Source organism: Pseudoduganella sp. GW821-FHT05F09 (assembly GCF_059419605.1).
Genome location: NZ_JBWKSD010000002.1, coordinates 863,845 through 887,350, shown reverse-complemented (window position 1 = coordinate 887,350; position 23,506 = coordinate 863,845). Strand labels below are relative to the sequence as shown.

At 64.8% G+C, this 23,506-nt stretch carries 23 protein-coding genes and 1 riboswitch; of the genes, 19 read left to right on the top strand and 4 right to left on the bottom strand.

The window, feature by feature from the left end:
* The first annotated feature begins 79 nt into the window (after window positions 1-79).
* The 15 genes from AC07S4_RS09255 (at window position 80) to AC07S4_RS09185 (ending at window position 15,262) form a co-directional block, all read left to right on the top strand.
* Window positions 80-1,561: a DUF4214 domain-containing protein gene (locus tag AC07S4_RS09255; RefSeq protein WP_494986357.1), complete on the top strand. Its 1,482-nt coding sequence runs from the start codon at window positions 80-82 to the stop codon at window positions 1,559-1,561.
* 184 nt (window positions 1,562-1,745) lie between these two features.
* On the top strand, window positions 1,746-1,985 hold the full coding sequence (locus tag AC07S4_RS09250; protein WP_494986356.1) for a hypothetical protein: 240 nt from the start codon (window positions 1,746-1,748) through the stop codon (window positions 1,983-1,985).
* Between the two features lie 51 nt (window positions 1,986-2,036).
* Window positions 2,037-2,330, top strand: a complete 294-nt coding sequence (locus tag AC07S4_RS09245) for a hypothetical protein (protein WP_494986355.1) — start codon at window positions 2,037-2,039, stop codon at window positions 2,328-2,330.
* 123 nt (window positions 2,331-2,453) lie between these two features.
* A complete protein-coding gene (locus tag AC07S4_RS09240; protein ID WP_494986354.1) occupies window positions 2,454-2,834 on the top strand; it encodes a hypothetical protein in 381 nt (126 codons plus the stop codon).
* An 87-nt stretch (window positions 2,835-2,921) separates the two neighbouring features.
* Window positions 2,922-3,024, top strand: a riboswitch (TPP riboswitch).
* 96 nt (window positions 3,025-3,120) lie between these two features.
* Window positions 3,121-5,013: a phosphomethylpyrimidine synthase ThiC gene (thiC, locus tag AC07S4_RS09235; protein ID WP_494986353.1), complete on the top strand. Its 1,893-nt coding sequence runs from the start codon at window positions 3,121-3,123 to the stop codon at window positions 5,011-5,013.
* 6 nt (window positions 5,014-5,019) lie between these two features.
* Window positions 5,020-5,223 carry a sulfur carrier protein ThiS gene (gene thiS / locus AC07S4_RS09230; RefSeq protein ID WP_494986352.1) on the top strand — a complete coding sequence of 68 codons (204 nt, stop codon included), beginning with the start codon at window positions 5,020-5,022 and terminating at the stop codon, window positions 5,221-5,223.
* 36 nt (window positions 5,224-5,259) lie between these two features.
* Window positions 5,260-6,054 (top strand): thiazole synthase, encoded by a 795-nt coding sequence (locus AC07S4_RS09225; protein ID WP_494986351.1) that lies wholly within the window; start codon window positions 5,260-5,262, stop codon window positions 6,052-6,054.
* Window positions 6,051-6,875, top strand: a complete 825-nt coding sequence (gene thiD, locus AC07S4_RS09220; protein ID WP_494986350.1) for a bifunctional hydroxymethylpyrimidine kinase/phosphomethylpyrimidine kinase — start codon at window positions 6,051-6,053, stop codon at window positions 6,873-6,875. The genes AC07S4_RS09225 and thiD overlap by 4 nt, the downstream gene beginning before the upstream one ends.
* 28 nt (window positions 6,876-6,903) lie before the next feature.
* Window positions 6,904-7,542 carry a thiamine phosphate synthase gene (gene thiE, locus AC07S4_RS09215; protein WP_494986349.1) on the top strand — a complete coding sequence of 213 codons (639 nt, stop codon included), beginning with the start codon at window positions 6,904-6,906 and terminating at the stop codon, window positions 7,540-7,542.
* 68 nt (window positions 7,543-7,610) lie between these two features.
* Window positions 7,611-8,240 carry an ANTAR domain-containing response regulator gene (locus tag AC07S4_RS09210; protein WP_494986348.1) on the top strand — a complete coding sequence of 210 codons (630 nt, stop codon included), beginning with the start codon at window positions 7,611-7,613 and terminating at the stop codon, window positions 8,238-8,240.
* Window positions 8,241-8,381: 141 nt separating this feature from the next.
* On the top strand, window positions 8,382-8,933 hold the full coding sequence (locus tag AC07S4_RS09205; protein WP_494986347.1) for a response regulator: 552 nt from the start codon (window positions 8,382-8,384) through the stop codon (window positions 8,931-8,933).
* On the top strand, window positions 8,930-9,343 hold the full coding sequence (locus AC07S4_RS09200) for a response regulator (RefSeq protein ID WP_494986346.1): 414 nt from the start codon (window positions 8,930-8,932) through the stop codon (window positions 9,341-9,343). The genes AC07S4_RS09205 and AC07S4_RS09200 overlap by 4 nt, the downstream gene beginning before the upstream one ends.
* A gap of 71 nt (window positions 9,344-9,414) precedes the next feature.
* A complete protein-coding gene (locus AC07S4_RS09195; protein WP_494986345.1) occupies window positions 9,415-10,521 on the top strand; it encodes an S-(hydroxymethyl)glutathione dehydrogenase/class III alcohol dehydrogenase in 1,107 nt (368 codons plus the stop codon).
* Between the two features lie 178 nt (window positions 10,522-10,699).
* Window positions 10,700-12,898 carry a M56 family metallopeptidase gene (locus tag AC07S4_RS09190; protein ID WP_494986344.1) on the top strand — a complete coding sequence of 733 codons (2,199 nt, stop codon included), beginning with the start codon at window positions 10,700-10,702 and terminating at the stop codon, window positions 12,896-12,898.
* A 54-nt stretch (window positions 12,899-12,952) separates the two neighbouring features.
* On the top strand, window positions 12,953-15,262 hold the full coding sequence (locus tag AC07S4_RS09185; protein WP_494986343.1) for a UvrD-helicase domain-containing protein: 2,310 nt from the start codon (window positions 12,953-12,955) through the stop codon (window positions 15,260-15,262).
* A gap of 28 nt (window positions 15,263-15,290) precedes the next feature.
* Here the strand turns inward: AC07S4_RS09185 and AC07S4_RS09180 are convergent, their stop codons facing one another.
* From AC07S4_RS09180 to AC07S4_RS09170, 3 genes are read right to left on the bottom strand one after another with little or no spacing between them, the layout of a single operon-like run.
* Complete coding sequence (locus AC07S4_RS09180) at window positions 15,291-16,076, bottom strand: BPSS1780 family membrane protein (protein ID WP_494986342.1); 786 nt, start codon at window positions 16,074-16,076, stop codon at window positions 15,291-15,293.
* Window positions 16,077-16,090: 14 nt separating this feature from the next.
* Entirely contained in the window at window positions 16,091-17,047 is a 957-nt protein-coding gene (locus AC07S4_RS09175) for a homoserine kinase (RefSeq protein ID WP_494986341.1), read from the bottom strand.
* A gap of 58 nt (window positions 17,048-17,105) precedes the next feature.
* Window positions 17,106-17,501, bottom strand: a complete 396-nt coding sequence (locus tag AC07S4_RS09170; protein WP_494986340.1) for a hypothetical protein — start codon at window positions 17,499-17,501, stop codon at window positions 17,106-17,108.
* Window positions 17,502-17,640: 139 nt separating this feature from the next.
* On the opposite strand from AC07S4_RS09170, the gene polA reads away from it, so the two are divergent.
* The 4 genes from polA (at window position 17,641) to AC07S4_RS09150 (ending at window position 22,585) form a co-directional block, all read left to right on the top strand.
* Entirely contained in the window at window positions 17,641-20,442 is a 2,802-nt protein-coding gene (gene polA / locus AC07S4_RS09165; protein ID WP_494986339.1) for a DNA polymerase I, read from the top strand.
* Window positions 20,443-20,490: 48 nt separating this feature from the next.
* Entirely contained in the window at window positions 20,491-21,375 is an 885-nt protein-coding gene (locus tag AC07S4_RS09160) for a dienelactone hydrolase family protein (RefSeq protein WP_494986338.1), read from the top strand.
* 131 nt (window positions 21,376-21,506) lie between these two features.
* Window positions 21,507-22,235, top strand: a complete 729-nt coding sequence (locus AC07S4_RS09155; protein ID WP_228895019.1) for a ZIP family metal transporter — start codon at window positions 21,507-21,509, stop codon at window positions 22,233-22,235.
* 77 nt (window positions 22,236-22,312) lie between these two features.
* Entirely contained in the window at window positions 22,313-22,585 is a 273-nt protein-coding gene (locus tag AC07S4_RS09150; RefSeq protein ID WP_494986337.1) for a hypothetical protein, read from the top strand.
* A gap of 57 nt (window positions 22,586-22,642) precedes the next feature.
* On the opposite strand, the gene AC07S4_RS09145 is transcribed toward AC07S4_RS09150, so the two are convergent.
* Window positions 22,643-23,494 carry a sulfurtransferase gene (locus AC07S4_RS09145; RefSeq protein ID WP_494986336.1) on the bottom strand — a complete coding sequence of 284 codons (852 nt, stop codon included), beginning with the start codon at window positions 23,492-23,494 and terminating at the stop codon, window positions 22,643-22,645.
* Window positions 23,495-23,506: the final 12 nt, after the last annotated feature.

Here is a 23,506-nt window from a genome sequence, read left to right as displayed (position 1 = left end):
TTTTTTGCCTTGCGAAATCGCGTGAATAGCCGCAATGTTAAAATATTGTACATATTTTATATTTGATAAAGGCGGAACCATGGCACTCATCGATATCAAGCTCTCCCAAAGTGCGCTGGATGCAGGCGGAAATTTCACTGACCAGGGCAGCAATGGCACATTGGGCTCGGTGCTGGATGCGGTGGCGTTAGTCAGCCATGCAGCGGGCGAAGCGCTGAACTACTATTCTTCGTGGAGTTTTCTCGGAACGACGCTGCGCCTCAATTTTGCTGACGGCTCGTCGGAAGTTTTCACAGGCGTTGCGCTGTCCGATCCCAATGCGCTGAGCGGCACGGCGACCGCGACCGGCATTGAGGTGCGCGTGGCCGGCGCTGTAACGATAGCGGAGGCGGGCCAGTACAGCTTCAAGTACGATATCAACGCCGGCAACCAGTTGTCTGTCGTGAGTACGGCCAGCAGCACCACGGCCGCCAAGATCACGACGATATTGCCCCAGTATTCGCCCGGCTACGATCAGCAGTTCGGCAACGTCGGCATCCAGTTCAACGGGCTGCTGAATTCAACCCTGAACGGCAATGTCGGCGGCACGTTGTCCAAGCTTGTGCTGACGGCCGACAAAGTAATCGCCTCCAGCACCATTGCAGGCGATTTCCAGGTCAGCGGCAATTCGCTGACCATTGCACAGGGGCTGAGCCATTCGTCGGTAAGCGGCGTCATGTCCTCGTATGTCACCGAATACCGCGACGGAAGTTATGAGCGCCTGACGGGACTGTCGACGACGCTGAGCGCGAGCCAGGTAATCGATGCCAGCATGCTGGCTAACAGCGCACTTTTTCCAGGGGATGACACCATCAGCATCAGCCTGCCGGCGCGGATATACGGCGATGCGTGGATTATGTCTGGTGCGGGAAGTGACACCGTCGCCGTCGGCGGCGGTGGAGGGCAGCTGCATGTGGATGCGGGCGCGGGCAACGATGTGATCTCGGTGCTGTCGGGCTCCCACCGCATTGACGGCGGCAGCGGCGTCGACGTGCTGAAGTACAGCGGCGCCAAGTCCGCCTATGCGATCGCGAAGACTGCCGCCGGCTTCAACGTTTCGTCACTGAACGGCAGCCAGAGCGTGGACATGACCGGCAATATCGAACGCGTGAAATTTGCCGACGGGGCGCTTGCCTTTGATATCGCCGGCAACGCAGGCATGGCCTACCGCGTGTATCAGGCGGCGCTTAACCGCACGCCGGACAGCGGTGGCCTGGGCTACTGGATGGCGGTGCTGGATGCAGGCAGCAGCATGCGGGACGTTGCCGGCAGCTTTATCGGCAGCGCCGAATTCCAGGGCATGTATGGCGGCAATCTGTCGGCCGACGCGTTTATCTCCAAGCTGTACGCCAATGTGCTGCACCGCGCGCCGGACCAGGGCGGCCTCGAATACTGGAGCAACTCCGTCAAGAGTGGTTTGGCCTATGCCGACATGCTGGTGAGCTTCAGCGAAAGCGCCGAGAACCAGCTGCAGGTAATTGGCGCCATTCAGAACGGGATCTCCTACACGCCCTTCGCCTGACACGGCCTGCTTGCCGCAAATGGATCCCCGCTTCGGCGGGGATTTTTTTTGGGCTAACTGTAAGCAATTACCGCAAGTTGTAAGCGCGTGTAAAGCCCGTCAACTGCGTGAATCCGCGCCGCGTTTTCTCCTCAGTGACACGGCAAATGTGCACGAAACCACAAACTAGATAGAGGACTGAAAAATGAAAAAAGTATTCGCTACCCTGATCGCCGGACTGTTCGCTAGCGCTGCGTTTGCACAGGCCTCCGCACCAGCAACGGCGCCCGCCGCTCCAGCGGCGCCGGTAGCCAAGACCGAAGTGAAAGTGGAAACCAAAGCCGCAGTCAAAGCAGAACACAAAGCAGAACACAAAGCAGAACACAAAGCAGAACACAAAGAAGTCAAGGAAGCGGCAAAGCCAGCCGCCCCTGCAACGAAGTAAGCAGTAAAAAAAATCAAATAAACCGTTTATAAAATTACAGAGGAATACATCATGACCAAGACTATCGCTACCCTGATCGCCGGCCTGTTCGCAACCGCTGCCTTCGCTCAAACCCCGGCTCCGGCCGCTGCTCCAGCGCCGTCGGCCAAGGCGGAAGCCAAAGTGGTGAAAGCGGAAGCCAAGGAAAGCAAGGAAGTGGTGAAGACCGAGAAGGCGGAAAAGTCGAAAGAGAAATCGCACGCCAAGGATGGCAAGCACGCTGAGAAGGCCGCCGCCGCGCCAGCAGCCGCAACGCCTGCCGCAGCGCCAGCCGTCGCAGCCGCGCCTGCGCCAGCCGCGAAGTAATCTACGGTTCTTGCTTAAAGCCCCGCTTCGGCGGGGCTTTTTTTCGTCTGCGTGTGGATGCGCGCCGCAACGCCGCCACGCTCGGTTATCATCGCATTTTGAACGGATGGATGGAGTGTTGTGGTGAAGACTATCGTAGCGGCGCTGATGATGGCGGCGGCAATGGCGGCGCAGGCCGCACCTGCGGCGCGCCCGCCGCAGGACGTGTCCCTGATAGAGCTGATCGCGAACCCCGCGCGCTTCGACGGCAAGCAGATCCGCGTGACCGGCTACCTGGTGCGCGAGTTCGAAGGCGATGCGATCTACCTGCACCGCGACGACTACGACCATGGCATCCAGCGCAACGGCCTGTGGGTCACCTTCGCCAAGGACAGCCCTGAGTTGCGCTGCAAAACCCTGCGCTATGCCTCCGTGGAAGGGAAGTTCGTCGCCAAAGAACGCGGCCATCTCGGCCTGTGGAGCGGCTCTATTGACCGCATTGCCCGCTGCAGCGTATCGCGCTGAACCTGCGGTGCGGTAAAAAAGTTTAGTTTCGAATCAATGTTGCCTGCGCTCGCGGGCCATGTATAATTCAAATCGCTGCCGCAAGGCGGCACACGCTAGGGGTCCTGCGTCGCGAAAGCGGCGCGGGTGAGAAATACCCTCCGAACCTGATCTGGATAATGCCAGCGAAGGGAAGCTTTAGGCCTCCACCCGCCACGCCGCGCGCCCGTACCCACGGGACTGCGCGCCGCAGCCGGGTATTTGCCGAACCTCCTTTGCTGGCTCCTGTAGCCAACAAAGGAGCCAAATGAACGCCAACCCGAAATTCCTGTCCGCCACCGCAGAGGTGGACAGCGCGGCCATCGCGCCGCTGCCGAATTCCCGCAAATTCTATGTCGAGGGCAGCCGCCCGGATATCCGCGTGCCCATGCGCGAGATCTCGCAGTCCGACACGCCGGCCAGCTTCGGCCACGAGAAGAACCCGCCCATCTACGTCTACGACACTTCCGGCCCGTACACCGACCCGGACGTGCAGATTGATATCCGCTCCGGCCTGGCCACGCCGCGCCTGCCGTGGATACTGGAGCGCGGCGACACCGAGGAACTGGACGGTCCGACTTCGGCCTACGGCAAGGAGCGCCTGAACGATGCCGCGCTGGCCGAGCTGCGCTTCAACCTGACCCGCAAGCCGCGCCGCGCCAGGGCGAACCCGAACGGGGCAGGCAATGTCACGCAGATGCATTACGCGCGCCAGGGCATCATCACGCCCGAGATGGAGTTTGTGGCGATCCGCGAAAACATGCGCCGCAAGGAGTACCTGGCGGAGCTGAAGGCGTCCGGCCCCATGGGCGAGCGCATGGCGGAAATGATGGGCCGCCAGCATCCGGGCCAGAACTACGGCGCCTCCACGCCGGCCGAGATCACGCCGGAATTCGTGCGCGAGGAAATCGCCCGTGGCCGCGCCATTATCCCGGCCAATATCAACCACCCCGAAGTGGAGCCGATGATCATCGGCCGCAATTTCCTGGTCAAGATCAACGCCAACATCGGCAACTCGGCCGTCACCTCGTCCATCGGCGAGGAAGTGGAGAAGATGACCTGGGCCATCCGCTGGGGCGGCGACAATGTGATGGATCTATCCACCGGCAAGCATATCCACGAGACGCGCGAATGGATCATCCGCAATAGCCCCGTACCTATCGGCACGGTGCCGATTTACCAGGCGCTGGAGAAGGTGAACGGCAAGGCCGAAGACCTGACCTGGGAGATTTTCCGCGACACGCTGATTGAACAGGCGGAGCAGGGCGTGGACTACTTCACCATCCACGCCGGCGTGCTGCTGCGCTACGTGCCGCTGACGGCCAAGCGCCTGACGGGCATAGTCTCGCGCGGCGGCTCCATCATGGCCAAGTGGTGCCTGGCGCATCACAAGGAGTCCTTCCTGTACACGCACTTCGAAGAGATCTGCGAAATCATGAAGGCCTACGACGTGTCCTTCAGCCTGGGCGACGGCCTGCGTCCCGGTTCCATCTACGACGCCAACGACGAAGCGCAGCTGGGCGAACTGAAGACGCTGGGCGAGCTGACCCAGATCGCATGGAAGCACGATGTGCAGGTGATGATAGAAGGCCCGGGCCACGTGCCCATGCAGCTCATCAAAGAGAATATGGACTTGCAGCTGGATCAGTGCAACGAGGCGCCGTTCTACACGCTGGGGCCACTCACCACGGACATCGCGCCGGGCTACGACCATATCACTTCCGGCATCGGCGCGGCGCTGATCGGCTGGTACGGCACGGCCATGCTGTGCTACGTCACGCCCAAGGAGCATCTCGGCCTGCCGAACAAGGATGACGTCAAGGACGGCATCATCACCTACAAGATCGCGGCGCATGCGGCGGACCTGGCGAAAGGCCATCCGGGCGCGCAGATCCGCGACAACGCGCTGTCCAAGGCGCGCTTCGAGTTCCGCTGGGAAGACCAGTTCAACATCGGCCTCGATCCGGACAAGGCGCGCTCTTTCCATGACGAGACCCTGCCCAAGGACAGCGCCAAGGTGGCGCATTTCTGCTCCATGTGCGGCCCGCATTTCTGCTCGATGAAGATCACGCAGGAAGTGCGCGAATACGCGGCGCAGGGCATGCAGGAGAAGGCGGTGGAGTTTGTGAAGAAGGGCGCGCAGCTCTACAGCAAGGCCTGAACCGCCATGATCGCGATTGAACTGAACGGCGAGGCGCGCAGCGTGCCGGCGCAATACAGCCTGCAGGCGCTGGTGGAGGAGCTGGGGCTGGCGCACCAGGCGCTGGCGCTGGCGGTGAACCGCAGCGTGGTGCCGCGCCAGGCGTGGGGCGGCCGCACCTTGCAGGCGCAGGACAAAGTGGACATCGTGCGCGCCATCGGCGGCGGCTGAGCGCGGCGCGTCAAACAAAAAATTTGGAGATAGACTATGCGTGACCTGAAAAATGAAGACCTGCTGACCATCGCGGGCAAGACCTACACTTCGCGCCTGCTGGTGGGCAGCGGCAAATACAAAGACCTGCCGCAGACCCGCGAGGCGACCGACGCGGCGGGCGCCGAAATCATCACGGTGGCGATACGCCGCGTAAACATCGGCCAGGACCCGAAGGCGCCCAGCCTGCTGGACGTGCTGCCGCCGTCGCAGTACACCATCCTGCCCAACACCGCCGGCTGCTATTCGGCCAAGGACGCGGTGTACACGCTGCAAATGGCGCGCGAGCTGCTCAACGGGCACAAGCTGGTGAAGCTGGAGGTGCTGGGCGACGAGAAAACCCTGTTCCCCAATATGCCGGAGACGCTGGTGGCGGCGAAGGAGCTGGTGAAGGATGGCTTCGATGTGATGGTCTATTGCAGCGACGATCCCATCCAGGCGCGCATGCTGGAGGATATCGGCTGCGTGGCGGTGATGCCGCTGGCGTCGCTGATCGGCTCCGGCATGGGCATACTCAACCCCTGGAATTTGTCGCTGATTATCGAGCAGGCCAAGGTGCCGGTGCTGGTGGATGCGGGCGTCGGCACGGCGTCGGACGCGGCCATCGCGATGGAGCTGGGCTGCGACGGCGTGCTGATGAACACGGCCATCGCCGGCGCGCAGGACCCGGTGCGCATGGCGCGCGCCATGAAGCTGGGCGTGCAGGCTGGCCGGGAGGCCTTCCTGGCGGGGCGCATCGCGCGCAAGTTCGCGGCCTCGCCGTCGTCGCCGATGGCGGGCAGAATGGTATGACGGCCGAGCTCCGGCGGCGCTGCGTGCTGGTGTTCTCTGGCGCCGATCCGTCCGGCGGCGCCGGCATTGCCGCCGACATCCTGGCGATCCACGCGCAGGGCGCGCACGCGCTGCCGGTCATCACGGCGCTGACGGTGCAGGACAACGACCGCGTGTACGAGGTGCTGCCGGTGGCGCCGGACGTGGTGCTGCGCCAGGCCCGCGCGCTGGCGGCCAAGGGGAGGGTGGACGCCATCAAGATCGGCATTCCCGGCAGCGCCGCCAACGCGCGCGCCATTGCGCAGCTGATTTCGGAGCTGCGCGCCGGAGCGGGCGATGCGCTGCCCGTCGTGCTCGACCCGGTACTGGCCAGCGGCCACGGCGATCTGCTCTCGCGCGGCGACGCCGTGCAGGCGCTGGCGGTGCTGCTGCCGCTGGTCACGCTGATCACGCCCAACGGGCCGGAAGCGGCCGCGCTGGCAGCAGCCGCCGGCGTTGCCGTCAACGCCGGCGAGGGGCCGGGGATGGCCGCGCAGGCCTTGCTGCGGCAGGGCTGCCGCCATGTGCTGGTCACGGGCGGCCATGAGGGCGGCGGCACGGTCGTCAACCGCTGGTTCAGCGCGGCGCCGATGCTGGATCAGGATCAGGATCAGGCCTGGAGCTGGGCGCGCCTGCCCGGCGAGTTCCACGGCAGCGGCTGCACGCTGGCCGCCGCCGCCGCCGGCCTGCTGGCGCAAGGCGTCCCGATGCAGCAGGCGCTGGCGCGCGCGCAAGACTACACGCATGGCGCGCTGGCCGCCGCATTTGCCATTGCGCCCGGCCAGCGCATTCCACAACGCTAGTTACTACAACTATCAAAGAGAGACCATCATGCAAGGACTTTATCTGGTTACCCCCAACTGGGATGACACCGCCCGCCTGCTCGACGTTACCGAACAGGCGCTGGCCGAAGGCGTGGCCATGCTGCAGTACCGCCACAAGGACGCCAGCCCCGAACTGCGCATGAAGCAGAGCGCTGAGCTGCTGGCGCTGTGCCGCCGCTACGGCGTGCCCTTCATCGTCAACGACCATGTCGACCTGTGCCTGCTGATCGGCGCGGACGGCATCCACCTCGGCGGCACCGACGCCCGCATCGCCCAGACCCGCGCGCTGCTCGGCCCGGACACCATCATCGGCGCCTCCTGCTACGGCGAGATGCAGCTGGCGCTCGATGCCCAGGAAGCCGGCGCCAGCTATGTCGCTTTCGGCGGCTTCTACCTGTCGCGCGTGAAGCAGTATGCGGTCACCACCCAGCCCGGGATCCTGGACGAGGCGCGCCGGCGCGTGCACCTGCCGCGCGTGGTTATCGGCGGCATGACGCCGCAGAACGCCGCGCCGCTGGTGGCGCGGGGCGCGCACATGGTGGCGGCCGTCAGCGGGGTCTACATGGTGGACGATCCGGGCCAGGCGGTACGCGATTTCAATGCGCTGTTTTTAGCGGAACCCGCCGAAGAACTCTTAAGCGAATAAATTCGCGCCGGTGCGGCGTGATCGTTTTATAATCGGTCGCATTATCATCCGCTCAAGGTTGCGACCCAATGAATGCACCCACCCCGGCGAAGCGCCTGATACTGATCGTTGACGACGACCAGCTGCTGGCCGCCTTCCTTAGCGAAGTGCTGCACCATGCAGGTTACGACACGGTGCTGGCCTATTCGGCCGACCAGGCGCTGGCCCAGGTGGCCGAGCGCGAACCGGATATGGCGCTGCTCGACATCCACATGCCCGGCATGTCCGGTTTGGAACTTGCCAAGCAGCTCAACCGCAACACCTCGGTGCCGTTCATGTTCCTGTCCGGGCGCGGCGACAGCGACGCGGCCAAGCAGGCCGCCGCTTACGGCGCGGTCGGCTTTGTGGTCAAGCCGGTCGACGAGCAGCACCTGATGCCGGCCTTCGAAGCCGGCCTGGCGCGCGCCGACGAGATCCGCCAGCTGCGCCGCACCGAGCTGAATTTGAACGCGGCGCTGGCCGCCGGGCGCGAGACCAGCCTGGCCGTTGGCCTGTTGATGTGCAAATTCCAGACCGACCGCAACACCGCGTTTGAAGTGCTGCGCGACCATGCGCGTTCCAGCCGCCGCAAGATCAACGAGATCGCCGACCAGCTGCTGACCGCAGAGGAAACGTTGAATGGCTTGCATGCTGCGTTTAATGCACGGCTGAAAAAATAAGTGCGAAATTAAATACGTTTCGCCGGAAATACGCTAAACTTACATCCATCAGCGCGGGGGCCTGAACCGCCCTCGCTGCTTCCCCTTGCAGCCGCCCTCTCCCTGCCGCTGTATCTGAATTTCGGCCCAGCTCCGCCGACCTTGCACCCTGAATCCATCGATACGGCCCCGCCGCTGCTGTGCGCGCGCGCCTTCTGGTTCCAGGCACTGCGCCACAAGCAAACCGCAGCCGCCATGGCTGCGGGCGGAGAAAAAAACATGAAGGACAATCTGTACGCAATCGGCGACGTCATGGAAGAACTGGCGTCCCTCGTCACCGAAGTGCCGCGCGTGCTGCACGTTGATGGCGACGCCGACGCGGCGCTGGTGCTGGCCACGCTGCTGGTGCCGGAAACGGAAGTGGTGCACGTGGCCACGCTGGCCGAGGCGCTGCGCAAGGTGGAGCAGGCCAGCTACGCGCTGGTGGTGCTCGATCCGGACCTGCCGGATGGCGACGGCACGGTGCTGCTGGAGCAGCTGCGGCATCGCCAGGAGCGCATGCCGGTGCTGCTGTATTCGGCCCGCCATCCCGGCCTGCGCCTGCAGGCGCACGCCTTCCTGCCCAAGCCCTGGACTTCGCCGCGCCAGCTGTGGCGCACCGTGTCCCACCTGCTGGGCATAGAGCCGGTGATCCTGCAAGAGGAGACCACATGATGGGAGTGCTGAACAGCATACTGTATGTTGAAGACGACCCGCACCTGCGCGGCGTGGCCAAGATGGCGCTGGAAGTGATAGGCAACTTCAAGGTGCGCGAGTGCAGCTCAGGACTGGCCGCGTTGCGCCTGGGGGCTGACTTTCATCCTGATCTGATTCTGCTGGACGTGCAGGAGCCCGGCATGGACGGCGTGGCCACGCTGGCGCAGCTGCGCAGCTTGCCGCACCTGTGCCATACGCCGGCCATGTTCGTGACCGGCGTGGTCTCGCCGGGCGAAATGGCGCGCTACGTGGCGGCCGGCGCGGCCGGCATCATCGCCAAGCCGCTCGAACCGCTGCGCCTGGCCGGCCAGCTGCGCCGCCTGTGGGACGACAGGCCGGAACAGGGGCGGGCCTTATTGCCGGTGTAATCTTGTTTTCCTTGTTATGATTCGGGTATCCCGCTTATCAGGGCAATCCCCAACGTACACAGGAAACAAGAATGAAAACCAAAGCAGCCGTTGCATGGAAATCCGGCGCTCCGCTGACCATCGAGGAAGTGGAGCTGGGCGGCCCTCGCGAGGGCGAAGTGCTGGTGGAAATCAAGGCCACCGGCATTTGCCACACCGACTATTACACCCTGTCCGGCGCCGACCCGGAAGGCATCTTCCCGGCCATCCTGGGCCATGAGGGCGCGGGCGTGGTGGTGGACGTGGGTCCGGGCGTGAAATCGCTGAAGAAGGACGACCACGTCATTCCGCTGTACACGCCGGAATGCCGCCAGTGCAAATTCTGCCTGTCGCAAAAAACCAACTTGTGCCAGTCGATCCGCTCGACCCAGGGCCGCGGCCTGATGCCGGACGCCACCAGCCGCTTCTCCATCGACGGTAAGCCGATCTTCCACTACATGGGCACGTCCACCTTCTCGAACTACATCGTGGTGCCGGAGATCGCGCTGGCCAAGATCCGCTCGGACGCGCCGTTCGACAAGGTCTGCTACATCGGCTGCGGCGTCACCACCGGCGTGGGCGCCGTGCTGTTCACCGCCAAGGTGGAGGCGGGCGCCAATGTGGTGGTGTTCGGCCTGGGCGGCATTGGCCTGAACGTGATCCAGGCCGCCAAGATGGTGGGCGCGGACAAGATCATCGGCGTGGACATCAACCCGGCGCGCGAAGAGATGGCGCGCAAGTTCGGCATGACGCACTTCGTCAACCCGACCAAGGTGGAAAACGTGGTCGACGCCATCGTGCAGCTGACCGACGGCGGCGCCGACTACAGCTTCGAGTGCATCGGCAACACCACCACCATGCGCCAGTCGCTGGAGTGCTGCCACAAGGGCTGGGGCCAGTCCATCATCATCGGCGTGGCGGCGGCGGGGCAGGAGATTTCCACCCGTCCGTTCCAGCTGGTGACGGGCCGGGTGTGGAAAGGCTCCGCTTTCGGCGGCGCGCGCGGCCGCACCGACGTGCCGAAGATCGTCGACTGGTATATGGAAGGCAAGCTCAATATCGACGACCTGATCACCCACAAGCTCAAGCTGGAAGACATCAACAAGGGCTTTGACCTGATGAAGTCCGGCGAGTCGATCCGTTCCGTGGTCGAGTTCTAAACTCCGCATTTTTTGCCGCCTGCTCCGCGCAGGCGGCATTTCGTCGCAAATCCCTCGCTCCTGGCGGCGCCCGCCGCTACATTTATGCTGACGCCGTTACGGCCGGAAGTAGAAAAAAAGTTCTAGACAGCGAGTTCTAGATCATTTAATCTACATTGCATATTTCAAGGAGTTATCCATGGCCGAGTTGCTGTCCCTGCTGATGCCCGCCATAGGCTGGTCGCTGCTGCACTTTGTATGGCAGGGGCTGCTGATCGGCTGGGCGGCGACACTGGCGCTGCAACTGCTGCGCAACGCCCGTCCCCAGGCGCGCTACGCGGTCGCCTGCGGCGCCTTGCTGCTGTGCGCCGCGCTGCCGCTGGCGGGCATTATCTGGCGGCTGCTCGACGCGGCCAGCGCCGCGCCCGCCGCCGATCCCGCCGCGCTGCTGATGGCCGCCGCCCCTGCAGGCGCCGCCGCATCGGGCGGCCTGGCCATGCCGGTGCTGATGGATGGCGACCAGCTCATTTCCTGGCAATACATGCTGCAGCGCCAGCTGCCCTGGCTGGTGCTGCTGTGGGCCAGCGGGGCCGCGTTCATGACGGTGCGCCTGTCGCTGGGCCTGCTCTGGGTGCGCGAGCGCACGCTGGAGGCGCAGGCCGTGCCGAACGCCCACTGGCAGCAGCGCCTGGACCGCCTGGCGCTGCGTCTCGGGCTGGACCGCCCGGTGCGGCTGGCGGTGGCGGACCACCTGGACACGCCCATGACGGCGGGCTGCTGGAAGCCGGTGGTGCTGCTGCCGGCGTCGCTGCTGACCGGCATGCCGGCCGACTTGCTGGAAGCGCTGCTGGCGCACGAACTGGCCCACATCAAGCGCCACGACTACCTGGTGAACCTGGTGCAGAGCGCCATCGAGATACTTTTGTTTTACCACCCGAGCGTGTGGATGCTGTCACGGCACATCCGCGACGAGCGGGAGCAGATTGCAGATGATTTAGCCGCAAGCACGCTCGGCGAACCGCGGCGCCTGGCCCTTGCATTGTCCGAACTGGACCGCTTCCAGTTCGCCACCCCCCAGCTTGCGCTGGGGGCTCAAGGAGGAAACCTCATGTCCCGTATCAAACGTCTGGTCCGCCCAGACAGCCAGCCACTGAGCTGGAAGATTGCCGCGCCCCTGTTTGGCCTGTGCACCGCCTGCGCCGTGCTGTACGCCCACGCCGCCCCGCAGCCGCCCGCCGTCGACGCGCCGGCCCCTCCTGCCGTGCCTGCTGTCGCCGCGCCCGCCGCGCCCAAAGCCCTGCCTGCCGTGCCGCCGGTGCCTGCTGTTGCCCCGCCCATGGCGCCCGCTGCCGTCGCCCCGGTGCCGCCAGTGCCGCCAGTGGCTGACGCCGCTCCGGCCCGGGCTCCAGCCGCGTTGTTAGCGTGGGCAGCCCCTGCCGCCCCCGCCGCACCCGCCGCCCCAGCGGCGAAGGCAGCCCCCGCTGCCCCTGCCGCGCCAGCTGCACCGGCAGCGAAGGCAGCGCCCGCCGCACCGGCAGCCCCGGCCGCACCAGCGGCTCCGGCTGCGCCGCCGGCGCCCATGCTGGGCGACGAGCAGGCTGCCCCCCACACCCCCGGCCGCATCCGCATGACCTTCGGCCGCCTGACCATGAACAACGACGCCAAGGAAGCCTACGCAATCAAGCGCGGCGACGGCTACAAGTCGATCTACTCAGGCCGCAAGGACATGGCCGAACTGAGCCGCCTGGAAGGCGCCGTGAAGGGCGACTTCATCTGGTACCGCGACGGCAGCCAGGCCTGGCTGATCAAGGATCCCGCGCTGCTGGCCAAGGTCAACGCCGCCTGGGCGCCGGCCGACGCGCTGGACCTGAAAATGAAAGAGCAAAGCAAGGAAATGGAGCAGCACAGCAAGGCCATGGCCGCGCTGGGCGAGAAAATGCGCGCGATGTCGGACCAGGCTGAGCGCCTGGAGCGCGGCGAGCGCCACACCAGGATAGAGCAAGTGGCGCGCGAGCAGGAAGCCGTGGCGCGCAAGATGGAGGCGGTGGGGCGCAGGATGGAGCGCAACGGCGAATCCGGCGCCGACCGCGAGGCCCTGCAGCGCGAGATGGCGGCCCTGAAAACGCAAATGGAGCCCTTCAAACAGCAAATGAAGGAGCTGACAGCCGAGTTCGCGAAAATGCACGCCGAAATGGCCCTCAAGCAGGAACCGATGAAGGCGCTCAGCGCGGAAATGCGCGAAGCCGGCAAGCCCATGAAGGAGCTGGGCCGGAAAATGGGCGAGCTGGGCCGGGAGCAGGGCCGCCTGAGCCGCGAAGCGGACCAGACCGTGCGCGCCTTGATCCAGGAAGCGGTGCGCAACGGCCAGGCCGAAGCCGTCCCGACACCCAAGGGCTGATTGGATATCCAGTGTTTTGCACCGGGGCGCGCGCCGCCCCGGTATAATCACGGGATGCAAAATCTCCTCCACAACCTCAACCCCGAACAACTGGCCGCTGTTACGCTGCCGGCCCAAAGCGCCCTCATCCTTGCCGGCGCCGGCTCGGGCAAGACCCGCGTATTGACCACCCGCATCGCCTGGCTGATCCAGACCGGCCAGGTATCGCCGGCCGGCATCCTGGCGGTGACGTTCACCAATAAAGCCGCCAAGGAAATGCTCACGCGCCTGTCGGCCATGTTGCCGATCAATACGCGCGGCATGTGGATAGGCACCTTCCACGGCTTGTGCAACCGCCTGCTGCGCACCCATTACCGCGACGCGGCCTTGCCGCAGACCTTCCAGATCCTAGACTCGCAGGACCAGCTGTCGGCCATCAAGCGCCTGCTGAAAGCCTACAATATCGACGACGAGAAGTTCCCGGCCAAGTCGGTGATGTACTTCATCAACGGCGCCAAGGACGCGGGCCTGCGCGCCCAGGACGTGGAAGCGCACGATCCCGCCGAGCGCAAGATGGTGGAGCTGTACGGCCTGTATGACGACCAGTGCCAGCGCGAAGGCGTAGTGGATTTTGCCGAACTGCTGCTGCGCAGCTATGAGCTGCTGAGCCGCAACCAGCCGCTGCGCGAGCACTACCAGCAGCGCTTCAAGCACATCCTGGTGGACGAGTTCCAGGATACCAACGACCTGCAATACAAGTGGCTCAAGCTGCTGTCCGGCCAGGGCCAGAGCCAGGCCCGCAGCGCGCTGTTCGCGGTGGGCGACGACGACCAGAGCATCTATGCCTTCCGGGGCGCGAACGTGGGCAATATGCGCGCCTTCGAGCAGGAGTTCAACGTCCAGAACCTGATCAAGCTGGAGCAGAACTACCGCTCGCACGGCCACATCCTGGATTCGGCCAATATGCTGATCTCCAATAACAGCAAGCGCCTGGGCAAGAACCTGCGTACCGACGCCGGGCACGGCGAACAGGTGCGCGTGTACGAGGCCAGCTCGGATCTGCAGGAAGCGCAGTGGATTATCGAGGAGACCAAGAACCTCATCGCCGAAGGCGCCTCGCGCAGCGAAGTCGCGGTGCTGTACCGCTCGAATGCGCAGTCGCGCGTGATCGAGCATGCGCTGTTCTCGGCCGGCATTCCCTACCATGTGTACGGCGGCCTGCGCTACTTCCAGCGCGCCGAGGTCAAGCACGCCATCGCCTATCTGCAGCTGATGGACAACCCGCACAACGACTCGGCCTTCCTGCGCGTGGTGAACTTCCCCACGCGCGGCATCGGCGTGCGCACCATCGAGAACCTCCAGGGCGCGGCGCAGCAGTACGGCATTTCGCTGTACGCAGCCGTGCCGTATATGTCGGGCAAGGCGGGCAGCTCGCTGTCCGGCTTCGTCAAGATGATCGAAGGCATGCGCTTTGAAACGCAGCAGATGGCGCTGCCCGAGCTGGTGCGCGTGGTGCTGGAAGGCAGTACGCTACTGAGCCACTACGCCGCCGAGAAAGAAGGCGCGGACCGCGTCGAGAACTTGGAGCAGATGGTGAGCGCGGCCACGCAGTTCGTGTCCGAAGAAGGCTACGGCCAGGGCGCCCCGGCGCACCTGGGACCGCGCGCGGACGCGCAGGCCGGCGCGCCCATCGTCAACGCCGACGGCATCGAGATACTGGATGCGGACGCGCCGCTGGCCACGGTGATGTCGCCGCTGTCGGCCTTCCTGTCGCACGCCTCGCTGGAAGCGGGTGACAACCAGGCGCAAGCCGGCCAGGACGCGCTGCAGATGATGACGGTGCACTCGGCCAAGGGCCTGGAATTCGACAACGTCTTCATCACCGGCCTGGAGGAGGGCCTGTTCCCGCACGAGAGCAGCTCGAAAGAGGATGGCGGCGTGGAGGAGGAACGGCGCCTGATGTACGTGGCCATCACGCGCGCGCGCAAGCGCCTGTACATGTGCTTCTCGCAGACCCGCATGCTGCACGGCCAGACCCGCTACAACATGAAGTCGCGCTTCTTCGACGAGCTGCCGGAGGAGTCGCTGAAGTGGCTGTCGCCCAAGGTGCAGTCGCACTGGTTCGCCAACAAGAAGTCGGCCTGGGACGACGCGCCGCTGAACCTGGGCAGCGACAACGCCCTGGCCCAGCGCATGGCGCAGAAGGCCGGCGGCGGCAGCGGCTGGCGCATCGGCGAGTCGGTTTCGCACGGCAAATTCGGTGAAGGCGTGATCGTCAACATCGAAGGCAGCGGCGCCAACTGCCGCGCGCAGATCAACTTCGGCAGCCACGGCATGAAGGTGCTGGACCTGAGCGTGGCCAAGCTGGAGCGGCTGGGACGATAAAGAAGGGGAGCTTGAAGCTCCCCTTTTTTTATTCCTGCGGCTGGTTTTCCTGCTGCTCCTGCGGCTGCACCGGGCTGCCGAAGATTTGCCGGTAGCTGGCGTACAGCGAGCAGTGGAACAGCACCGAGAACAGCACCAGCACCACCTGCATCACCATCAGATACAGGGCCGGGCTGCGGCCGAACAGCAGGGCCACGGTCTGCGACAGCAGCAGCATCAGGCCGAATACGCTGATCAGGAAGACGGCGAAGGTCTTGAACGCGCGCCACACGCCGAAGAAGCTGAAGAAGATGGACTTGCCCACGCCCATTTTCTGGAAGTAGATCAGCGGCGCGGCAAAGCAGAAGGCCATGGCCGCCGGTATGCCGGCAGCCATGATGACCAGGAAGGCGCTGCCCAGGCTGGCGTCGCGCGCTTCCTGCGAGTCGTGCGGCACCTGGCCGGTGAGCAGCTTGATCAGCATGCCGTCGCTCACCAGCGTGGCCAGGCCGATGGCCAGCGCGGCGGCGGCCATGTACAGCAGCCCCACCGCCACCAGCTTGCCGAAGGCGGGTTTCTGAAAGCCCACCGCCAGCAGCCTTGGCGTCACGCGCTTGCCTTGTTCCACGTCGGCGCAGGCTTGCATGGACGCCACCGAGAACACCGGGATCAGGATCACCGAGGCCAGCTGGCCGATATAGGGCACGATGCTGAGCAGCAGATTCAGCATGGCGTACAGCATGGCCAGCGAGGTCAGGTTGCCTGGCTGCTGCTTGAACATGCCGTAACCCTGTTTGATCCAGAGCCAGCCGGTGCTTGCGGGAAGTTTGCCCATATCGGTTTTCAGTGTCAGTACAGTGCTGGTGCGGCTACGGCGATGCGTTCGCGCAGGATGCGTTCAAAGTGGGTGGGGTCGTGCGGCGTGAGCATCTCCGCTTCGCGCGGCTGGTGCAGGTCGTACAGGCGCGAGAGCCAGAAGCGCAGCGCGCCGGCGCGCAGCATGGGCTGCCACGCGGTCTGCTCGGCTTCGGTGAAGGGGCGCACGGCATGGTAGGCGTCCAGCAGGGCGCGCACGCGCGCCGTGTCCAGTACGCCCGTGTCCAGGTCGATGCACCAGTCGTTGACCGTCACCGCCACGTCGAACAGCCAGCTGTCGCAGCCGGCGAAGTAGAAGTCGAAGAAGCCTGTGAGCTTGTCGCCGTCGAACATCACGTTGTTGCGGAACAGGTCGGCGTGCACCGGGCCTTGCTGCAGCAGCTTGTAGGTGTCGCAGCCGTAGAACGCTTCCTGGAAATGCATCTCGGCGCGCAGCAGGTGCGCTTCCGCGTCGGACAGGAAGGGCAGTACCTGCGGCGTGGCCCAGTTCCACCAGTCCAGGCCGCGCAGATTGGGCTGCGTGCCGGCGTAGTCGAGCGCCGCCACGTGCATTTTCGCCAGCATGGCGCCCACTTCGGCGCAATGCACCGGCTGCGGGTCCATTTGCGACTTGCCCACCAGCTTGGTGACGATGGAGGCCGGCTTGCCGTGCAGCGGCACCACCAGCTGGCCGTCCGCGTTGGCGATCGGCGCGGGCACGGCCACGCCCCGGTCGGCCAGGTGGCGCATCAGGTTCAAATAGAAGGGGAGTTGTTCGAAAGACAGGTTCTCGAAGATCGTGAGCACATATTCGCCGCGCTCGGTCGTGAGGAAGAAATTGCTGTTTTCGATGCCGGACGCGATGCCTTTGATCGCGACCGGTTTGCCCAGAGGAAATTGCGTGATCCACTGGCTGACGTCATCCAGGCTGACCGGGGTAAAAACTGCCATGAGTAGAAATGTGTTTGAGTAAGCTGCGGGAGCAAGAAAGTCGCGGACCAGCGCTGGCTCAGGGCTTGGCAGGCGGCGGGGCCGGCGTATCGTCAGCCGCTTCGCCTTCCTTCTGCTTGGTCTTTTTCTTGCCGATGTCGAATTCCATCACGGTCCACTGCGGGCCACGGTTGGCCGAGCCGGCGGCGTCGCCGGGCAGGGCCGTGGTGCTGTTGGTGTTTTGCGCCTTGACGGTGTAGGTGCTCGGGCCGCTCTTGACTTTGGCCTCGGTCACACGGCCGCCTTCGCGCTTTTCCGTGATCTTGCGTTCGTTGGCCGGCTTGGTGGTAACCGTGATCGGCGTATCAACTTCTTCGATTTTGTCGAGTTTCGGAGGCGCGGCCGAAGGCGTTTGAGCCTGGGCGACGCTGTTCAGGGCGAGAATGAGGACTGGCCAGATTATGGATGCACGCATGATGTATACCGCCCTGTTAAGTGAATTGCTAGATTCTGTATGTGCCCATTGTAACAAACCGACACGGTTCCGGTTTTAAAATAGTCTGCGATAATGGCCGACTACATTGTTATAACGCCGGAACGCTTAATTTTCTAATATGCAAAAGACCCTGCTGCTGGTTGACGGTTCCAGCTATCTCTACCGAGCCTTCCACGCGCTGCCCGACCTGCGCAGTCCGGACGGCCATCCGACCGGCGCCATGCACGGCATGGTCAACATGCTGCGCCGCCTGCGCGCCGACTTCCCCGCCGCCTATATCGCTTGCGTGTTCGACGCCAAGGGCAAGACCTTCCGCGACGATATGTACCCGGAATACAAGGCCACCCGCGCTTCCATGCCGGACGACCTGCGCCTGCAGATCGAGCCTATCCACGAGGCGGTGCGCGCCATGGGCTGGCCCATCCTGATGGTGGAGGGCGTGGAGGCGGACGACGTGATCGGCACGCTGTGCGTGGACGCGGTGAAGGTGGGGCTGGACGTGGTGGTGTCCACCGGCGACAAGGACCTGGCGCAGCTGGTCAATCCCCACGTCATGCTGATCAACACCATGACCAACGAGCGCATGGACGAGGCGGGCGTGCTGGCCAAGTTCGGCGTGCCGCCCAACCGCATCATCGACTACCTGACGCTGATCGGCGACACGGTGGACAACGTGCCGGGCGTGGCCAAGTGCGGCCCGAAAACCGCGCTCAAGTGGCTGACCGCCTACGACAGCCTGGACGGCGTGATGGCCAATGCGGAGAAGATCACCGGCGCCGTCGGCGAAAACCTGCGCCAGGCGCTGGAATGGCTGCCCAAGGGCCGCGAGCTGATCACCGTGAAAACCGATTGCGACCTGGCCGCGCACATGATGTCGATCTCCGAATCGCTGGTGGCCAAGGGCGAAGACAAGGAAGCGCTGCTGGCCTTCTTCGGCAAGTATGGCTTCAAGACCCTGCTGCGTGAACTGGGAGGCATGACGCCGTCCGCGCCTATCGGGGCCGGCGGCGCAGGCGCTCCGGCGGCCGCCTCCGGCGCCGGCGCCGCGCCGGACGGCGCGATCGCCGCCGGCGGCGCCAATGGCGACCTGTTCGCCGCCGCCAGCGCGCCCGCCAGCGTGCACTACGAAACCGTGCTCACCGAAGCCCAGCTGGACGCCTGGATCGCGCGCATCAACGCCGCCGGACTGACCGCCGTGGACACGGAAACCACCTCGCTCGAACCGATGACGGCGCAAATGGTCGGCATTTCGCTGGCCACCGAGCCTGGCCTGGCCTGCTACATCCCGGTGGCGCACAGCTACCAGGGCGTGCAGGAGCAGCTGAGCCGCGAGCTGGTGCTGGACAAGCTCAAGCCCTGGCTGGAGGACGCCAGCAAACCCAAGGTCGGCCAGAACCTGAAATACGACGCGCACATCTTCGCCAACCACGGCGTGGCGCTGCGCGGCATCGTGCACGACACGCTGCTGCAATCGTATGTGTTCGAGTCGCACCGCACGCACGACATGGACAGCCTGGCGCTGCGCCACCTGAACCACACCACCATTCCTTTCGTGGACGTGTGCGGCAAGGGCGCCAAGCAGATCACCTTCGACCAGGTGGAAATCGGCCGCGCCACGGAGTACGCGGCGGAGGACGCCGACATCACGCTGCGCCTGCACCTGGCCATGCATGGCAACGTCACTGCGGACGCGAAGCTGGAGCACATCTACGGCAAGATCGAACTGCCCACCGCCATCGTGCTGCAGAAGATAGAGCGCAACGGGGTGATGATAGACGCCGCGCTGCTCAAGACGCAATCGGCTGAATTGGGCGCGCGCATCGTGGAACTGGAAGCGAAGGCGCACGAACTGGCCGAGCAGCCCTTCAACCTGGGCTCGCCCAAGCAGATCGGCGAGATCTTCTTCGAGAAGCTGAAGCTGCCGGTGGTGAAAAAGACCCCGAGCGGCGCCCCGTCCACGGACGAGGAAGTGCTGCAAAAGCTGGCCGAGGACTACCCGCTGCCGAAAGTGCTGCTGGAATACCGCGGCATGGCCAAGCTGAAGTCCACCTACACGGACAAGCTGCCGCTGATGATCAACAAGGACACCGGCCGCGTGCACACCAACTACGCGCAGGCGGTGGCGGTGACGGGTCGTCTGGCGTCCAATGATCCCAATCTGCAGAACATCCCGATCCGCACGGCCGAAGGGCGCCGCATCCGCGAAGCCTTCGTGGCGCCGCCGGGCAGCCACATCGTGTCGGCCGACTATTCGCAGATCGAGCTGCGCATCATGGCGCATATTTCGGAAGACGCGAACATGCTGCGCGCCTTCGCCGAAGGCGAGGACATCCACCGCGCCACCGCCGCCGAGATCTTCGGCGTGGCGCCGGCCGACGTGACGAGCGAGCAGCGCCGCTACGCCAAGGTGATCAACTTCGGCCTGATCTACGGCATGAGCGCCTTCGGCCTGGCGGGCAACCTGGGCATAGACCGCGCCGCCGCGCAGAACTACATCGACCGCTACTTCGCGCGCTTCTCCGGCGTGAAAGCGTATATGGACGACACGCGCCTGCAGGCCAAGGCCAAGGGCTATGTGGAGACCGTGTTCGGCCGCCGCCTGTGGCTGCCCGAGATTAATTCGCCGAACGGCCCGCGCCGCCAGGGCGCCGAGCGCGCCGCAATCAACGCGCCGATGCAGGGCACGGCGGCGGACCTGATCAAGCTGGCCATGATCGCGGTGCAGGACTGGCTGGAGAAAGACCAGCTGAAAACCAAGATGATCATGCAGGTGCACGATGAACTGGTGCTGGAAGTGCCCGACGACGAGCTGGCGCTGGTGCGCGAAAAGCTGCCGCAGCTGATGGCGGGCGTGGCGCAGCTGAAGGTGCCGCTGCTGGCCGAGGTCGGGGTAGGGAAGAACTGGGAGGAGGCGCATTGATTTGTGCCTCCGCGCATTCGTATTCGAATTAACCACAGGAGGGTATCGATGAAAGATTTGTTGAACGACGCAGCAAGCCTGAACGAAAAACATCTGCACGACGGCGTACCCCGCCGCGATTTCCTGAAGGTGGCGCTGGGCACCGGCTTTGCCGCCGCCGCGCTGCCCGTGGTGGCGCAGAACGTGGTCAAGACCGACACCGAAGGCCTGACCGCCGGCACCGTTTCGGTGACGGTGAACGGCACTGCTGTGCCGGTCTACCGCGCCCAGCCCGCCGGCAAGACCGGCCTGCCCGTGATCCTGGTGATCTCCGAAATCTTCGGCGTGCACGAGCACATCGCCGACGTGGCGCGCCGCTTCGCCAAGCTGGGCTACCTGGCGCTGGCGCCGGACCTGTTCGTGCGCCAGGGCGACGCCACCAAGGCGCCGTCCCAGGCCGAGCTGATGAAAAACATTGTCGGCAAAACCCCGGACACCGAAGTGCTGGCCGACCTGGACGCCGTCGTGGCCTGGGCCAAGGCCAACGGCGGCAACACCGACAAGCTGGGCATCACCGGCTTCTGCTGGGGCGGCCGCCAGACCTGGCTGTACACCGCGCACAATCCGAACGTGAAAGCCGGCGTGGCCTGGTACGGCCGCGTGGTGGGCGACAAGACGCCGATCAATCCGGTGCAGCCGATCGACGTGGCCGACAAGATCAAGGCGCCGGTGCTGGGCCTGTACGGCGCCAAGGACACCGGCATCCCGGTTGAATCGCTGGACAAGCTGAAAGCGGCGCTGGCGGCCGCCGGCAACACCAAGTCCGCCTTCGTGGTCTACCCGAACTCGGGCCACGCCTTCCACGCGGACTACCGTCCCAGCTACAACGAAGCCGACGCCAAGGACGGTTTCGCGCGCGCCATCGCCTGGTTCAAGGCCAACGGCGTTGCATAACTGAGCAGGAAACCGGGCCGGGCGGTAAAATGCCCGGTTTGCGCCTTTTTGCGCAGCGTTCCAAGGCAGTACGAGGTCACAAAATCGATTCCACACTCATTTCCATACTGCTGGCCACCACTATCGGCGGCGTGATCAGCCTGACGGCTGCGGCCATTTTCTCGTTTACCTTGCTGTCCAAGGTGGTCGAGCGCATGGTCAGCCTGTCGGTGGGCATCATGCTGTCCACGTCGCTGCTGCACGCGCTGCCGGAGGCGTTTGAGTCCAACGCCGACCCGCGCACGCTGTTTGCGACGCTGCTGGGCGGGCTGCTGGCTTTCTTCATGCTGGAGAAGCTGGCCATCCTGCGCCACTCGCACCACCACGAGCACGACGGCCACCACCACCACCACGGCCACGACAAGCGCGAGGCCGGCAAGGCGGGCTGGATGATACTGGTGGGCGACGGCATGCATAATTTCACCGACGGCATCCTGATCGCGGCGGCCTTCCTGGCCGATCCGGGCCTGGGCCTGGTGACCGGCCTGGCCATCATCGCGCACGAGATTCCGCAGGAGATCGGCGACTTCATCGTGCTGCTGAACGCGGGCTTCTCGCGCACGCGCGCCTACATCTACAATCTGCTGTGCAGCATGATGGCGATTGCGGGCGGCCTGCTGGGCTACTACACGCTGGACCAGGCCAGCAACCTGATACCCTACGTGCTGGTGTTCGCCTCGTCCGGCTTCATCTACATCGCCGTCAGCGACCTGATGCCGCAGATGCAGCGCCGCGCCACGCTGCGCGAAACCGTGCCCCAGGTGCTGCTGATCGCCGCCGGCGTCGCCATCGTCCTCTTCCTCACCGCGCACCGCCACTAAGCCCGCCGCTTGCGGCCGCGCAAACCGCGCGGTCCGCCCTGTGCTAAGGTGGTGTTTTGGCCGCCAAGGAGGCAATCATGGCTACCGAACAAGACCTGCAAGCCCTGTCCCCATCCGACCGCGAGCGCCTTGAGCGCCTGGCGGCGCTGGCCGGGCGCACACCGCTGGAAACCTTGTATTTTGTTCAGCGAGACGGGTTCGAAGAATGCGAAGAGAGCGTGCGTGAAAATTTAATCTCCGAGCAAGATATTGCTGAGGGACGCGGGATTCCGAACGGACAAGTGATGGAAGACGCCCAGCGCATCATTGACGAGTGCGCTCAGCGTGCCAAGCGAGCCAAGCAAGCCTAAGATCGTTTGGGCCCCGGCAGCGAAAGCTGACATCGCCAGCGCCGCCAGCGGCCGTGATCAGGCGCCGGTGGCGACCGGGCGGGCGGGGTTGGCGCACCATTCGCTCCAGGAGCCGGGATACAGCGCCGCGCCGTGCAGGCCGGCCACTTCCATCGCCAGCAGGTTGTGGCAGGCCGTCACGCCCGAACCGCATTGCATGATGGCGGCCGAGGCGCTGCCGAACAGCGGCGCGAATTCCTGTTTCAGCTGCGCCGCCGGCTTGAAGCGGCCGTCCGGCTGCAGGTTGTCCTTGAAGAAGCGGTTCTTCGCGCCCGGGATGTGGCCGCCCACCGGATCGATGGTCTCGTTCTCGCCGCGATAGCGGTCCGCCGCGCGCGCGTCCACCACGGTGCGGCGCTGCGTGCCCAGGTTCTCCACCACATCCGCCACGGTCACCGTATGCGTCAGGGTAGGGCGCTCGGTGATGTGGCCGCGCGCGCGCTGCGCCACCGGCGTCACCAGCGGCAGGCCTTGCGACTGCCATGCGGCCATGCCGCCGTCCAGCACCGCCACCGCCGGGTGGCCTATCCAGCGCAGCAGCCACCACAGGCGCGCCGCGAACATGCCGCCGTGCGCGTCGTAAGCCACCACCTGGGTGCTGTCGCTGATGCCCCAGCCGCGCAGCGTTTCGATCAGCGCGCCGCGCTCCGGCAGCGGATGGCGGCCGGTGAATTGCGCGCCGGCGGGGCTCTTCGGACCGGACAGGTCGTCGTCGATGCTGGCAAATTGCGCATTCTGGATATGGCCGATGGCGTAGCCGTCGCGGCCCGCGTTTGGATTCATCAGGTCATGGCGGCAGTCCAGGATGACCCAGTCCGGGTCGGTCAGGTGCTGCGCCAGGCTGGCGGCGTCGATCAGGGTGGTGTGCATGGCGCTCCTCTT

Coding starts and splice junctions, on each gene's coding strand:
- polA (WP_494986339.1), top strand. CDS start 17,641: ATGCAAAAGACCCTGCTGCTGGTTGACGGTTCCAGCTATCTCTACCGA.
- thiE (WP_494986349.1), top strand. CDS start 6,904: ATGCAAGGACTTTATCTGGTTACCCCCAACTGGGATGACACCGCCCGC.
- AC07S4_RS09195 (WP_494986345.1), top strand. CDS start 9,415: ATGAAAACCAAAGCAGCCGTTGCATGGAAATCCGGCGCTCCGCTGACC.
- thiD (WP_494986350.1), top strand. CDS start 6,051: ATGACGGCCGAGCTCCGGCGGCGCTGCGTGCTGGTGTTCTCTGGCGCC.
- AC07S4_RS09145 (WP_494986336.1), bottom strand. CDS start 23,494: ATGCACACCACCCTGATCGACGCCGCCAGCCTGGCGCAGCACCTGACC.
- thiS (WP_494986352.1), top strand. CDS start 5,020: ATGATCGCGATTGAACTGAACGGCGAGGCGCGCAGCGTGCCGGCGCAA.
- AC07S4_RS09250 (WP_494986356.1), top strand. CDS start 1,746: ATGAAAAAAGTATTCGCTACCCTGATCGCCGGACTGTTCGCTAGCGCT.
- AC07S4_RS09190 (WP_494986344.1), top strand. CDS start 10,700: ATGGCCGAGTTGCTGTCCCTGCTGATGCCCGCCATAGGCTGGTCGCTG.
- AC07S4_RS09245 (WP_494986355.1), top strand. CDS start 2,037: ATGACCAAGACTATCGCTACCCTGATCGCCGGCCTGTTCGCAACCGCT.
- AC07S4_RS09150 (WP_494986337.1), top strand. CDS start 22,313: ATGGCTACCGAACAAGACCTGCAAGCCCTGTCCCCATCCGACCGCGAG.
- AC07S4_RS09225 (WP_494986351.1), top strand. CDS start 5,260: ATGCGTGACCTGAAAAATGAAGACCTGCTGACCATCGCGGGCAAGACC.
- AC07S4_RS09180 (WP_494986342.1), bottom strand. CDS start 16,076: ATGGGCAAACTTCCCGCAAGCACCGGCTGGCTCTGGATCAAACAGGGT.
- AC07S4_RS09200 (WP_494986346.1), top strand. CDS start 8,930: ATGATGGGAGTGCTGAACAGCATACTGTATGTTGAAGACGACCCGCAC.
- AC07S4_RS09210 (WP_494986348.1), top strand. CDS start 7,611: ATGAATGCACCCACCCCGGCGAAGCGCCTGATACTGATCGTTGACGAC.
- AC07S4_RS09185 (WP_494986343.1), top strand. CDS start 12,953: ATGCAAAATCTCCTCCACAACCTCAACCCCGAACAACTGGCCGCTGTT.
- thiC (WP_494986353.1), top strand. CDS start 3,121: ATGAACGCCAACCCGAAATTCCTGTCCGCCACCGCAGAGGTGGACAGC.
- AC07S4_RS09170 (WP_494986340.1), bottom strand. CDS start 17,501: ATGCGTGCATCCATAATCTGGCCAGTCCTCATTCTCGCCCTGAACAGC.
- AC07S4_RS09175 (WP_494986341.1), bottom strand. CDS start 17,047: ATGGCAGTTTTTACCCCGGTCAGCCTGGATGACGTCAGCCAGTGGATC.
- AC07S4_RS09160 (WP_494986338.1), top strand. CDS start 20,491: ATGAAAGATTTGTTGAACGACGCAGCAAGCCTGAACGAAAAACATCTG.
- AC07S4_RS09255 (WP_494986357.1), top strand. CDS start 80: ATGGCACTCATCGATATCAAGCTCTCCCAAAGTGCGCTGGATGCAGGC.